The organism is Streptococcus pseudopneumoniae (genome assembly GCF_001070815.1).
In the GTDB taxonomy this organism is placed as follows: domain Bacteria; phylum Bacillota; class Bacilli; order Lactobacillales; family Streptococcaceae; genus Streptococcus; species Streptococcus pseudopneumoniae_P.
Map to the genome: position 1 here is coordinate 1 of NZ_JVLX01000071.1, position 13500 is coordinate 13500.

At 43.9% G+C, this 13500-nt stretch carries 9 protein-coding genes, 2 tRNA genes, 3 rRNA genes, 1 other RNA gene and 1 pseudogene; 15 read left to right on the forward strand and 1 reads right to left on the reverse strand.

The window, feature by feature from the left end; translation table 11 throughout:
- Positions 1-203 precede the first annotated feature (203 nt).
- The 5 genes from ADG81_RS08905 (at position 204) to ADG81_RS08925 (ending at position 5170) form a co-directional block, all read left to right on the forward strand.
- Positions 204-1750 (forward strand): 16S ribosomal RNA (locus tag ADG81_RS08905).
- A 51-nt stretch (positions 1751-1801) separates the two neighbouring features.
- A tRNA-Ala gene (locus ADG81_RS08910) sits at positions 1802-1874 on the forward strand.
- Positions 1875-1998: 124 nt separating this feature from the next.
- Positions 1999-4899, forward strand: a 23S ribosomal RNA gene (locus ADG81_RS08915).
- A 76-nt stretch (positions 4900-4975) separates the two neighbouring features.
- Positions 4976-5091 (forward strand): 5S ribosomal RNA (rrf, locus tag ADG81_RS08920).
- Together the 16S, 23S and 5S rRNA genes with 2 tRNA genes alongside form the textbook arrangement of a ribosomal RNA operon.
- Before the next feature lie 5 nt (positions 5092-5096).
- Positions 5097-5170, forward strand: a tRNA-Asn gene (locus ADG81_RS08925).
- A 76-nt stretch (positions 5171-5246) separates the two neighbouring features.
- Here ADG81_RS08925 and ADG81_RS09625 read toward each other — a convergent pair.
- Positions 5247-5404 (reverse strand): annotated as a pseudogene (locus tag ADG81_RS09625) (ISL3 family transposase); the annotation flags it as partial.
- Between the two features lie 486 nt (positions 5405-5890).
- Between ADG81_RS09625 and comW the strand changes: the two are divergent.
- The 10 genes from comW (at position 5891) to ADG81_RS08970 (ending at position 13358) form a co-directional block, all read left to right on the forward strand.
- Positions 5891-6127, forward strand: a complete 237-nt coding sequence (comW, locus tag ADG81_RS08930) for a sigma(X)-activator ComW (protein WP_000941925.1) — start codon at positions 5891-5893, stop codon at positions 6125-6127.
- A gap of 231 nt (positions 6128-6358) precedes the next feature.
- Positions 6359-7645 carry an adenylosuccinate synthase gene (locus ADG81_RS08935; RefSeq protein WP_001832534.1) on the forward strand — a complete coding sequence of 429 codons (1287 nt, stop codon included), beginning with the start codon at positions 6359-6361 and terminating at the stop codon, positions 7643-7645.
- A 199-nt stretch (positions 7646-7844) separates the two neighbouring features.
- The gene (gene tadA / locus ADG81_RS08940) at positions 7845-8312 is read left to right on the forward strand and encodes a tRNA adenosine(34) deaminase TadA (protein WP_001110116.1); all 468 of its coding nucleotides are present in this window, start codon (positions 7845-7847) and stop codon (positions 8310-8312) included.
- 32 nt (positions 8313-8344) lie between these two features.
- An RNA gene (gene ffs / locus ADG81_RS09160) (signal recognition particle sRNA small type) lies at positions 8345-8442 on the forward strand.
- 56 nt (positions 8443-8498) lie between these two features.
- A complete protein-coding gene (locus ADG81_RS08945) occupies positions 8499-8942 on the forward strand; it encodes a dUTP diphosphatase (RefSeq protein WP_000702003.1) in 444 nt (147 codons plus the stop codon).
- Complete coding sequence (locus tag ADG81_RS08950; protein ID WP_004240969.1) at positions 8902-9459, forward strand: histidine phosphatase family protein; 558 nt, start codon at positions 8902-8904, stop codon at positions 9457-9459. Before ADG81_RS08945 ends, ADG81_RS08950 begins: the two co-directional genes overlap by 41 nt.
- A 10-nt stretch (positions 9460-9469) precedes the next feature.
- Positions 9470-10834: a DNA repair protein RadA gene (gene radA / locus ADG81_RS08955; RefSeq protein ID WP_303660011.1), complete on the forward strand. Its 1365-nt coding sequence runs from the start codon at positions 9470-9472 to the stop codon at positions 10832-10834.
- Positions 10835-10906: 72 nt separating this feature from the next.
- Positions 10907-11404 (forward strand): beta-class carbonic anhydrase, encoded by a 498-nt coding sequence (locus ADG81_RS08960; protein WP_004240973.1) that lies wholly within the window; start codon positions 10907-10909, stop codon positions 11402-11404.
- Positions 11405-11428: 24 nt separating this feature from the next.
- Positions 11429-12244: a PrsW family intramembrane metalloprotease gene (locus tag ADG81_RS08965; protein WP_000742255.1), complete on the forward strand. Its 816-nt coding sequence runs from the start codon at positions 11429-11431 to the stop codon at positions 12242-12244.
- Between the two features lie 145 nt (positions 12245-12389).
- Positions 12390-13358 carry a ribose-phosphate diphosphokinase gene (locus ADG81_RS08970; RefSeq protein WP_000010158.1) on the forward strand — a complete coding sequence of 323 codons (969 nt, stop codon included), beginning with the start codon at positions 12390-12392 and terminating at the stop codon, positions 13356-13358.
- The last annotated feature ends 142 nt before the right edge of the window (positions 13359-13500 follow it).

Sequence of the window (13500 nt, forward strand, 5' to 3'; positions counted from 1 at the left end):
AAAAAAGTTTCAAAAAAGTGTTGACAAGCGAAAGCGACTGTGATATACTAATATAGTTGTCACTTGAGAGAAGCAAGTGACAAAGACCTTTGAAAACTGAACAAGACGAACCAATGTGCAGGGCACTACAACTAAGGTTGTAGTACTGAACAATGAAAAAACAATAAATCTGTCAGTGACAGAAATGAGTGAGAACTCAAACTTTTAATGAGAGTTTGATCCTGGCTCAGGACGAACGCTGGCGGCGTGCCTAATACATGCAAGTAGAACGCTGAAAGAGGAGCTTGCTTCTCTGGATGAGTTGCGAACGGGTGAGTAACGCGTAGGTAACCTGCCTGGTAGCGGGGGATAACTATTGGAAACGATAGCTAATACCGCATAAGAGTAGATGTTGCATGACATTTGCTTAAAAGGTGCAATTGCATCACTACCAGATGGACCTGCGTTGTATTAGCTAGTTGGTGGGGTAACGGCTCACCAAGGCGACGATACATAGCCGACCTGAGAGGGTGATCGGCCACACTGGGACTGAGACACGGCCCAGACTCCTACGGGAGGCAGCAGTAGGGAATCTTCGGCAATGGACGGAAGTCTGACCGAGCAACGCCGCGTGAGTGAAGAAGGTTTTCGGATCGTAAAGCTCTGTTGTAAGAGAAGAACGAGTGTGAGAGTGGAAAGTTCACACTGTGACGGTATCTTACCAGAAAGGGACGGCTAACTACGTGCCAGCAGCCGCGGTAATACGTAGGTCCCGAGCGTTGTCCGGATTTATTGGGCGTAAAGCGAGCGCAGGCGGTTAGATAAGTCTGAAGTTAAAGGCTGTGGCTTAACCATAGTACGCTTTGGAAACTGTTTAACTTGAGTGCAAGAGGGGAGAGTGGAATTCCATGTGTAGCGGTGAAATGCGTAGATATATGGAGGAACACCGGTGGCGAAAGCGGCTCTCTGGCTTGTAACTGACGCTGAGGCTCGAAAGCGTGGGGAGCAAACAGGATTAGATACCCTGGTAGTCCACGCCGTAAACGATGAGTGCTAGGTGTTAGACCCTTTCCGGGGTTTAGTGCCGCAGCTAACGCATTAAGCACTCCGCCTGGGGAGTACGACCGCAAGGTTGAAACTCAAAGGAATTGACGGGGGCCCGCACAAGCGGTGGAGCATGTGGTTTAATTCGAAGCAACGCGAAGAACCTTACCAGGTCTTGACATCCCTCTGACCGCTCTAGAGATAGAGTTTTCCTTCGGGACAGAGGTGACAGGTGGTGCATGGTTGTCGTCAGCTCGTGTCGTGAGATGTTGGGTTAAGTCCCGCAACGAGCGCAACCCCTATTGTTAGTTGCCATCATTCAGTTGGGCACTCTAGCGAGACTGCCGGTAATAAACCGGAGGAAGGTGGGGATGACGTCAAATCATCATGCCCCTTATGACCTGGGCTACACACGTGCTACAATGGCTGGTACAACGAGTCGCAAGCCGGTGACGGCAAGCTAATCTCTTAAAGCCAGTCTCAGTTCGGATTGTAGGCTGCAACTCGCCTACATGAAGTCGGAATCGCTAGTAATCGCGGATCAGCACGCCGCGGTGAATACGTTCCCGGGCCTTGTACACACCGCCCGTCACACCACGAGAGTTTGTAACACCCGAAGTCGGTGAGGTAACCTTTTAGGAGCCAGCCGCCTAAGGTGGGATAGATGATTGGGGTGAAGTCGTAACAAGGTAGCCGTATCGGAAGGTGCGGCTGGATCACCTCCTTTCTAAGGATAAGGAACTGCGCATTGGTCTTGTTTAGTCTTGAGAGGTCTTGTGGGGCCTTAGCTCAGCTGGGAGAGCGCCTGCTTTGCACGCAGGAGGTCAGCGGTTCGATCCCGCTAGGCTCCATTGGTGAGAGATCACCAAGTAATGCACATTGAAAATTGAATATCTATATCAAATAGTAACAAGAAAATAAACCGAAAACGCTGTAGTATTAATAAGAGTTTATGACTGAAAGGTCAGAAAATAAGGTTAAGTTAATAAGGGCGCACGGTGGATGCCTTGGCACTAGGAGCCGAAGAAGGACGTGACAAACGACGATATGCCTTGGGTAGCTGTAAGTAAGCGATGATCCAGGGATTTCCGAATGGGGGAACCCAACAGGTACTACCTGTTACCCGCATCTGTTAAGGATGTGAGGAGGAAGACGCAGTGAACTGAAACATCTAAGTAGCTGCAGGAAGAGAAAGCAAAAGCGATTGCCTTAGTAGCGGCGAGCGAAACGGCAGAAGGGCAAACCGAAGAGTTTACTCTTCGGGGTTGTAGGACTGCAATGTGGACTCAAAGATTATAGAAGAATGATTTGGGAAGATCAGCCAAAGAGAGTAATAGCCTCGTATTTAAAATAGTCTTTGTACCTAGCAGTATCCTGAGTACGGCGGGACACGTGAAATCCCGTCGGAATCTGGGAGGACCATCTCCCAACCCTAAATACTCCCTAGTGACCGATAGTGAACCAGTACCGTGAGGGAAAGGTGAAAAGCACCCCGGGAGGGGAGTGAAATAGAACCTGAAACCGTGTGCCTACAACAAGTTCGAGCCCGTTAATGGGTGAGAGCGTGCCTTTTGTAGAATGAACCGGCGAGTTACGTTATGATGCGAGGTTAAGTTGAAGAGACGGAGCCGTAGGGAAACCGAGTCTGAATAGGGCGGATTAGTATCATGACGTAGACCCGAAACCATGTGACCTACCCATGAGCAGGTTGAAGGTGCGGTAAGACGCACTGGAGGACCGAACCAGGGCACGTTGAAAAGTGCTTGGATGACTTGTGGGTAGCGGAGAAATTCCAAACGAACTTGGAGATAGCTGGTTCTCTCCGAAATAGCTTTAGGGCTAGCGTCGACATTAGAGATTCTTGGAGGTAGAGCACTGTTTGGGTGAGGGGTCCATCCCGGATTACCAATCTCAGATAAACTCCGAATGCCAATGAATTATGGTCGGCAGTCAGACTGCGAGTGCTAAGATCCGTAGTCGAAAGGGAAACAGCCCAGACCACCAGCTAAGGTCCCAAAATAATTGTTAAGTGGAAAAGGATGTGGGGTTGCACAGACAACTAGGATGTTAGCTTAGAAGCAGCTATTCATTCAAAGAGTGCGTAATAGCTCACTAGTCGAGTGACCCTGCGCCGAAAATGTACCGGGGCTAAAACAATTTACCGAAGCTGTGGATACCTTTATAGGTATGGTAGGAGAGCGTTCTATGTGTGAAGAAGGTGTACCGTGAGGAGCGCTGGAACGCATAGAAGTGAGAATGCCGGTATGAGTAGCGAAAGACAGGTGAGAATCCTGTCCACCGTAAGACTAAGGTTTCCAGGGGAAGGCTCGTCCGCCCTGGGTTAGTCGGGACCTAAGGAGAGACCGAAAGGTGTATCCGATGGACAACAGGTTGATATTCCTGTACTAGAGTATGTAGTGATGGAGGGACGCAGTAGGCTAACTAAAGCAGACGATTGGAAGTGTCTGTCTAAGCAGTGAGGTGTGAATTGAGTCAAATGCTTAGTTCTATAACATTGAGCTGTGATGGGGAGCGAAGTTTAGTAGCGAAGTTAGTGACGTCACACTGCCAAGAAAAGCTTCTAGCGTTAAACATACTCTACCCGTACCGCAAACCGACACAGGTAGTCGAGGCGAGTAGCCTCAGGTGAGCGAGAGAACTCTCGTTAAGGAACTCGGCAAAATGACCCCGTAACTTCGGGAGAAGGGGTGCTGACTTTACGTCAGCCGCAGTGAATAGGCCCAAGCAACTGTTTATCAAAAACACAGCTCTCTGCTAAATCGTAAGATGATGTATAGGGGGTGACGCCTGCCCGGTGCTGGAAGGTTAAGAGGAGTGCTTAGCGTAAGCGAAGGTATGAATTGAAGCCCCAGTAAACGGCGGCCGTAACTATAACGGTCCTAAGGTAGCGAAATTCCTTGTCGGGTAAGTTCCGACCCGCACGAAAGGCGTAATGATTTGGGCACTGTCTCAACGAGAGACTCGGTGAAATTTTAGTACCTGTGAAGATGCAGGTTACCCGCGACAGGACGGAAAGACCCCATGGAGCTTTACTGCAGTTTGATATTGAGTGTCTGTACCACATGTACAGGATAGGTAGGAGTCTATGAGATCGGGACGCCAGTTTCGAAGGAGACGTTGTTGGGATACTACCCTTGTGTTATGGCCACTCTAACCCGGATAGGTGATCCCTATCGGAGACAGTGTCTGACGGGCAGTTTGACTGGGGCGGTCGCCTCCTAAAAGGTAACGGAGGCGCCCAAAGGTTCCCTCAGAATGGTTGGAAATCATTCGCAGAGTGTAAAGGTATAAGGGAGCTTGACTGCGAGAGCTACAACTCGAGCAGGGACGAAAGTCGGGCTTAGTGATCCGGTGGTTCCGTATGGAAGGGCCATCGCTCAACGGATAAAAGCTACCCTGGGGATAACAGGCTTATCTCCCCCAAGAGTTCACATCGACGGGGAGGTTTGGCACCTCGATGTCGGCTCGTCGCATCCTGGGGCTGTAGTCGGTCCCAAGGGTTGGGCTGTTCGCCCATTAAAGCGGCACGCGAGCTGGGTTCAGAACGTCGTGAGACAGTTCGGTCCCTATCCGTCGCGGGCGTAGGAAATTTGAGAGGATCTGCTCCTAGTACGAGAGGACCAGAGTGGACTTACCGCTGGTGTACCAGTTGTCTTGCCAAAGGCATCGCTGGGTAGCTATGTAGGGAAGGGATAAACGCTGAAAGCATCTAAGTGTGAAACCCACCTCAAGATGAGATTTCCCATGATTTTATATCAGTAAGAGCCCTGAGAGATGATCAGGTAGATAGGTTAGAAGTGGAAGTGTGGCGACACATGTAGCGGACTAATACTAATAGCTCGAGGACTTATCCAAAGTAACTGAGAATACGAAAGCGAACGGTTTTCTTGGTTTGAATAGATATTCAATTTTGAGTAGGTATTACTCAGAGTTAAGTGACGATAGCCTAGGAGATACACCTGTACCCATGCCGAACACAGAAGTTAAGCCCTAGAACGCCGGAAGTAGTTGGGGGTTGCCCCCTGTGAGATATGGAAGTCGCTTAGCTCTAATCCGCCATAGCTCAGTTGGTAGTAGCGCATGACTGTTAATCATGATGTCGTAGGTTCGAGTCCTACTGGCGGAGTAGTTAATTAAAGGAGGTTTCGGCCTCTTTTTTGTTATATAATTAATAATCTATCTCGCTTCATTAGATGCGAGATATTTTTATTGACGATAGAAGTTTCAGACACCATCATTTTCGAGCACTGATAGCACTTAAAACAACGCTCTCTTAACTTACGCAATCAGGTCAAGATGGGGTGTCGTAGTTCAGTTTAGCGAGGATTTCCTTATGTGTACCCCTATTGATGATATCCATAATTTAGAAATTAGGGTCTGTAAGCTCTAGTAATTTTGTGATAAAGTGTAATTGTTCCATATGATTCTTTCTAATGATGGTTTGGTGCTTTTTCGTTATAAATCTTATGGAATTTTTTCTACCCTAAAATAGGTTCTATAATACCCATAGAGGACAAATATTATAGTTGCTTTTCTTTTTAATAATTATTAAGTGCTTCATTTCTATTCAATCACTTTATATTTTAAACTGAGAAAGATTCAATGCACAGGATGATTTATAATATAGTAACCGTAAAGGATAATTTTTGTAAATCATTTATATGAAATTTTTTATTTTTAAGGATTTAATAGTTTGTTTTTGATGTAAGATATTTGTTCTTATTCTGTCAATTTTTTCTATTTGTTATCTTGTTGAGGTTGGTATTTTAACAATTCAGGAATTGATAGTGAATGTGTAAAATTTTTTGTTAGAATAAGGTCATAAAAAGTAAAGGAGTATATATTTATGCTACAAAGTATTTATGATCAGATGACAGATTTCTATGACAGTCTCGAAGAAGAGTATGCTACTTTCTTTGGTGATAGTTGGGACTGGGAACATTTTCATTTTAAATTTTTAATTTATTATTTAGTGAGATATGGCATTGGGTGTCGTAGAGATTTTATTGTTTACCATTATCGTGTTGCTTATCGTTTGTATCTTGAAAAATTGATAATGAATCAGGGATTTATTTCTTGTTGAGATAGTTTGACAAAATTTCCGAACAAATTTACTTTTTTTATAGAATTATAATAACAAATAGCTGGTTATTTTTCTAAATCATTTTTTAATAGTTGGAAATAGCAAATCTTTCTATTGTTTCTTCTTGATAAAAAGGCGATTTTTTCTTATAATAAATTGTAAGATATAATTGCAGGTGAGAGTCCTGCCATGTATGTGAGAAAGGAAGAGCCTGAGGGCTCAGACAAGATTATGACTTCAGTTGTTGTTGTAGGTACCCAATGGGGTGATGAAGGTAAAGGGAAGATTACAGATTTCCTTTCAGCGAATGCAGAAGTGATTGCGCGTTACCAAGGTGGTGATAATGCAGGTCACACGATTGTGATTGATGGTAAGAAGTTTAAATTGCACTTGATTCCATCTGGGATTTTCTTCCCTGAAAAAATCTCTGTTATTGGGAATGGTATGGTTGTAAATCCTAAATCTCTTGTAAAAGAGTTGAGCTATCTTCATGAGGAGGGTGTGACAACTGATAACTTGCGTATTTCTGATAGAGCGCATGTTATTTTGCCTTATCATATCGAGTTGGATCGTCTGCAAGAAGAAGCTAAGGGCGACAATAAGATTGGTACGACAATTAAGGGAATTGGTCCAGCTTATATGGACAAGGCTGCTCGTGTTGGGATTCGTATTGCCGATCTTTTGGATAAAGATATTTTCCGTGAGCGTTTAGAACGTAACCTTGCTGAGAAGAATCGTCTTTTTGAAAAATTGTATGACAGTAAAGCGATTGCTTTCGATGATATTTTTGAAGAGTATTACGAATATGGTCAACAAATCAAGAAATATGTGACAGATACATCTGTAATCTTGAATGATGCGCTTGATAACGGTAAACGTGTGCTTTTTGAAGGTGCACAAGGTGTTATGCTAGATATCGACCAAGGTACCTATCCATTTGTTACTTCTTCAAACCCTGTGGCTGGTGGTGTGACAATTGGTTCTGGTGTTGGTCCAAGTAAGATTGACAAGGTTGTAGGTGTATGTAAGGCTTATACCAGTCGTGTAGGAGACGGTCCTTTCCCAACTGAGTTGTTTGATGAAGTGGGAGAACGTATCCGTGAAGTAGGTCATGAATATGGTACAACAACTGGTCGTCCACGCCGTGTGGGTTGGTTTGACTCAGTTGTGATGCGTCATAGCCGCCGTGTTTCTGGTATCACCAACCTTTCATTGAACTCTATCGATGTTTTGAGCGGTTTGGATACTGTGAAAATCTGTGTGGCCTATGATCTTGATGGTCAACGTATTGACTACTATCCAGCTAGTCTTGAGCAATTGAAACGTTGCAAGCCTATCTATGAAGAGTTACCAGGTTGGTCAGAAGATATCACTGGCGTTCGTAATTTGGAAGATCTTCCTGAGAATGCGCGTAACTACGTTCGTCGTGTGAGTGAATTGGTTGGCGTTCGTATTTCTACTTTCTCAGTAGGCCCTGGTCGTGAACAAACAAATATTTTAGAAAGTGTTTGGTCCTAAGAGATTTTTAAGATTTGTTTAAGATAGGTCGGGTATACTATAGACAGTTACAAGAAGACCTCCTAACTTGTTGTAACAAATATCCTAAACTTTTCTTTTTCATAATAATCTCCCTATAGAGTCACCGCATTCGGTGGCTTTTTTTGTCTTGAGATTCATGATATAATAATAAAACTGACAAGTAGAAAAAGGGAAATTGATGAATTATACAGTTGAAGAAAAAGAAGTCTTTATGAGGAAAGCTTTGAGAGAGGCTGAGATTGCTCTTGAACACGATGAAATTCCAATTGGTTGTGTGATTGTCAAGGATGGAGAAATCATTGGTCGTGGGCATAATGCGCGTGAGGAGTTGCAACGAGCGGTTATGCATGCGGAAATTATGGCTATAGAAAATGCGAACCTAAGTGAGGAGAGCTGGCGCTTGCTGGATTGCACGCTTTTTGTGACCATTGAGCCTTGTGTCATGTGTAGTGGGGCGATTGGACTTGCCCGCATTCCAAACGTGGTCTATGGGGCTAAAAACCAGAAATTTGGCGCTGCTGGGAGTTTGTATGATATCTTGACAGATGAGCGTCTCAATCATCGTGTGGAGGTTGAAACGGGAATTTTGGAAGATGAATGTGCAGCTATTATGCAGGATTTTTTTAGAAATAGACGGAAAAAATAATTTTGCTTTTAAAATGAATAGGAATGTGATATAATAAATAGTGGAGCAACAGTTCTGCGTGAAGCGGGTCAGGGGAGGAATCCAGCAGCCCTAAGCGATTTGAATTGTGTGCTCTTTTTTTCGTGCTTTTTCCGAATAAATAAGATAGAATAATCTAGAATAAATGATAATAGAAAAGAGAAGATGATGAAAATTCGTGGTTTTGAATTGGTTTCTACTTTTACAGATGAAAATTTATTGCCCAAGCGTGAGACAGCGCATGCGGCTGGTTACGACTTAAAGGTTGCTGTGCGCACAGTTATTGCGCCAGGAGAGATTGTTCTCGTCCCGACAGGGGTTAAGGCTTATATGCAGCCGACTGAGGTTCTCTACCTCTATGATCGTTCTTCAAATCCTCGTAAGAAGGGTCTGGTCTTGATTAACTCGGTTGGGGTCATTGATGGGGATTATTATGGAAATCCTGGGAATGAAGGGCATATTTTTGCTCAGATGAAGAATATCACAGACCAAGAGGTTGTTCTTGAAGTTGGGGAACGTGTGGTCCAGGCTGTCTTTGCTCCTTTCTTAATTGCAGATGGAGATGTGGCTGATGGCGTGCGAACTGGTGGATTTGGATCGACTGGGCACTAGGATGAAGATTATCTTTGTACGTCACGGGGAGCCAGATTATCGTGAGTTAGAGGAGCGTTCTTATACGGGATTTGGTATAGATTTGGCACCCTTGTCTGATAAGGGACGGCAGCAAGCCCAGAAACTGAGCACCAATCCTTTACTCCCTTCAGCTGAACTAATCATATCTTCTGCAGTCACAAGAGCTTTAGAAACGGCTTCTTATGTGGCCTGTGCTACGGGCCTTCCTTTGAGAGTGGAGCCTTTATTACATGAATGGCAGGTCTATGGAACTGGAATAGAAAACTTTGAAACAGCTAGAAGCCTGTTTTTAGAAAACAAGGGGGAGTTGCTTCCTAATAGTCCTATTCAATATGAGACAGCTGAAGAGATGAAGTCTCGTTTCCTAGAATGCATGGCTAAGTATCGAGATTACCAGACCGTGATAGTGGTAAGTCACAATATGCTTATGCGCCAGTTTGTGCCAAATGAGAAGATTGATTTTTGCCAAGTGATTGAGTGTGAGTTAGAGGTATAGAAAGAGGTTTATCATCGTAAAGAAAAAAGCGACATTTGTATGTCAAAATTGTGGGTATAATTCCCCTAAATATCTGGGACGTTGCCCTAACTGTGGATCTTGGTCTTCTTTTGTAGAAGAGGTTGAGGTTGCCGAGGTCAAGAATGCGCGTGTGTCCTTGACAGGTGAGAAAACCAAGCCCATGAAACTGGCTGAAGTGACCTCCATCAATGTCAATCGAACCAAGACAGAGATGGAGGAATTCAACCGTGTACTTGGAGGAGGAGTGGTACCAGGAAGTCTCGTCCTCATCGGTGGGGATCCTGGGATTGGGAAATCAACCCTTCTCCTACAAGTTTCAACCCAGTTGTCCCAAGTGGGGACAGTTCTCTACGTTAGTGGGGAGGAGTCTGCTCAGCAGATTAAACTACGTGCAGAGCGCTTGGGTGATATTGATAGCGAGTTTTATCTCTATGCAGAGACCAATATGCAGAGTGTTCGAGCAGAGGTGGAGCGCATCCAGCCAGACTTCCTCATTATTGACTCTATCCAGACCATTATGTCTCCTGAGATTTCAGGGGTGCAGGGGTCTGTTTCTCAGGTGCGTGAGGTGACGGCTGAACTGATGCAGCTAGCTAAGACTAATAACATCGCCATCTTTATCGTAGGGCATGTAACCAAGGAAGGAACCTTGGCTGGGCCTCGTATGTTGGAGCATATGGTGGATACGGTGCTTTACTTTGAAGGGGAGCGTCACCACACCTTCCGTATCTTGAGAGCGGTCAAAAACCGTTTTGGCTCCACTAATGAGATTGGGATTTTTGAGATGCAGTCAGGTGGCTTGGTTGAGGTCCTCAATCCGAGTCAGGTTTTCCTAGAGGAGCGTTTGGATGGAGCAACTGGCTCGTCAATCGTTGTGACCATGGAAGGGACGCGTCCTATTCTTGCAGAAGTGCAGGCTTTGGTAACACCGACTATGTTTGGAAATGCCAAGCGTACGACGACAGGGCTTGATTTTAATCGTGCGAGTTTGATTATGGCTGTTTTGGAAAAACGGGCAGGTCTTCTCTTGCAAAATCAGGATGCCTATCTCAAATCTGCTGGCGGTGTCAAATTGGATGAACCTGCCATTGACTTGGCGGTTGCAGTTGCCATTGCTTCTAGTTACAAAGACAAGCCAACCAACCCTCAGGAATGTTTTGTAGGCGAGCTGGGTTTGACAGGGGAGATTCGGCGCGTGAATCGTATCGAACAACGCATCAACGAAGCTGCTAAACTGGGATTTACCAAGATTTATGTACCTAAGAATTCCTTAACAGGAATCACTCCACCCAAGGAAATACAGGTCATTGGGGTGACAACGATTCAGGAAGTTTTGAAAAAGGTCTTTGCATAATCCGTGACAAATCCTCATAAAAATGATAAGATAGGAGAAATATTTGACTATCAAATTTTCAAGGAGGGAATCGTGTCGTATTTTGAACAGTTTATGCAAGCCAATCAGGCTTATGTTGCCCTACATGGGCAGTTAAATCTGCCACTTAAACCCAAAACCAGAGTAGCTATTGTGACCTGTATGGACTCACGTTTGCACGTTGCGCAAGCTCTGGGCTTGGCACTTGGGGATGCTCATATCTTGCGGAATGCAGGTGGTCGGGTGACCGAGGACATGATTCGTTCGCTAGTTATTTCCCAGCAACAGATGGGGACAAGAGAGATTGTGGTGTTGCACCATACAGACTGTGGTGCTCAGACTTTTGAAAATGGTCCTTTTCAGGAGTATTTAAAAGAGGAACTAGGTGTCGATGTGTCAGACCAGGACTTTTTGCCCTTCCAAGATATAGAGGAAAGTGTACGCGAGGATATGCAACTCCTTATCGATTCTCCCCTAATACCAGACGATGTCATTATCTCTGGTGCCATTTACGATGTGGATACAGGAAGTATGACAGTCGTAGAATTGTAAAAAATTCATTTAGAAAGAAAGTGTATGAAGAAAAACAGTATTTTATTTATTTTTATCTTATTGCTATGTATTGGTTTGCAGTATGAAACTATCTACTATACGGACGGTTCGATGTCAGGTGCGGAATATGGACTGATGGGAGTTTCTATCTTTCTAGCTCTCTTTTACATGATTCCGGCTCTTTATTTTCTTTTCCGTATTGGGAAAAAATGGGAATTGCCAAAGAACTCCTTGATCTTGTCTTTATTAGGAGGAATGTTCCTTTCAGGCTGGCTTTCTAGCTTTGCTAATACCTACATCCATGATTTACTGGGGGTTCTTTTCCCAGATAGTGCATTTTTAAATGCCTTTGAAAGTGCTATTGTGGCTCCTTTGGTAGAAGAAACCTTGAAATTATTGCCACTTATCTTTGTTTTAGCTTTGATTCCTGTGCGAAAATTAAAATCTTTGTTTTTACTGGGGATTGCTTCTGGTTTGGGATTCCAAATGATTGAGGATATTGGTTACATTCGTACGGATTTGCCAGAGGGCTTTGACTTTACTATTTCGAGAATTTTAGAGCGTATCATCTCAGGAATTGCCTCTCACTGGACTTTTTCAGGTCTAGCTGTAGTAGGTGTTTACTTGCTTTACAGAGCCTATAAAGGGCAGAAGATTGGCAAGAAACAGGGGCTTATTTTCCTAGGTCTAGCCTTGGGAACTCATTTCTTGTTTAACTCTCCTTTTGTTGAATTGGAGACAGAGTTGCCTTTAGCGATTCCAGTGGTTACGGCTATTACTCTCTATGGTTTTTATCAGGCTTATCGTTTTGTTGAGAAGCACAATGAGTTGATGAACTAGAATATTTTTTAAAAGAATGATGCAAGGGTACAAATATGCTGCCCTTCTTTTATTTTTGATTGAAAAATAGTGCAAAAAGCGCTACAATGGTAAATGGAAAAATCTTGTGAAAAGCACAAGCGATACATATATACCGGAGGAAATCATGTCTTTTTCTGATTTAAAGCTGTTTGCCCTTTCTTCTAATAAAGAATTGGCAGAACGTGTGGCGCAGGAGATTGGGATAGAGTTGGGGAAATCAAGTGTTCGCCAATTTTCAGATGGAGAGATTCAGGTCAACATCGAAGAATCAATCCGTGGGAAACACGTCTTTATCCTACAATCAACTAGTTCGCCTGTAAATGACAATCTGCTTGAAATTTTGATTATGGTAGATGCTTTGAAGCGTGCGAGTGCAGAATCTGTCAATGTTGTTATGCCTTACTATGGGTATGCACGTCAGGATAGAAAGGCGAGAGCGCGTGAGCCAATCACTTCAAAACTTGTCGCAAATATGCTTGAAGTAGCTGGAGTGGATCGTTTATTGACCATCGACTTACATGCTGCGCAGATTCAAGGATTCTTTGATATTCCTGTGGATCATTTAATGGGGGCTCCTCTGATTGCGGATTATTTTGAGCGTCGTGGCATGGTTGGTTCTGACTATGTGGTTGTCAGCCCAGACCATGGAGGGGTGACTCGTGCTCGTAAGTTGGCAGAATTTTTGAAAACATCTATCGCTATTATTGATAAACGTCGTAGTGTTGATAAGATGAATACTAGTGAAGTCATGAACATCATCGGTAAGGTCGAAGGCAAGACTTGTATCTTGATTGATGATATGATTGATACGGCAGGTACGATTTGTCACGCGGCAGATGCCCTTGCGGAAGCTGGTGCTGTTGAAGTCTATGCAAGCTGTACGCACCCAGTTCTTTCTGGTCCTGCTATGGACAATATCCAAAAATCAGCTATTAAGAAATTAGTTGTTTTGGATACCATCTATCTGCCAGAAGAGCGTTTGATTGATAAGATTGAGCAGATTTCAATCGCTCATCTCCTAGGAGATGCTATCGTCCGTATCCATGAAAAACGCCCACTTTCTCCACTTTTCAGTATTGAGAAAAAGATTTAATGACCAAGCCTGAGATGATTCTCAGGTTTTTTTCATTTCTTTTCCGAATAAATAGATAGAGTCAGTGAATCTAGTAAAACTAGATTTAATACTCTTCGAAAATCAAATTCAAACCACGTCAACGTCGCCTTGCCGTATATAT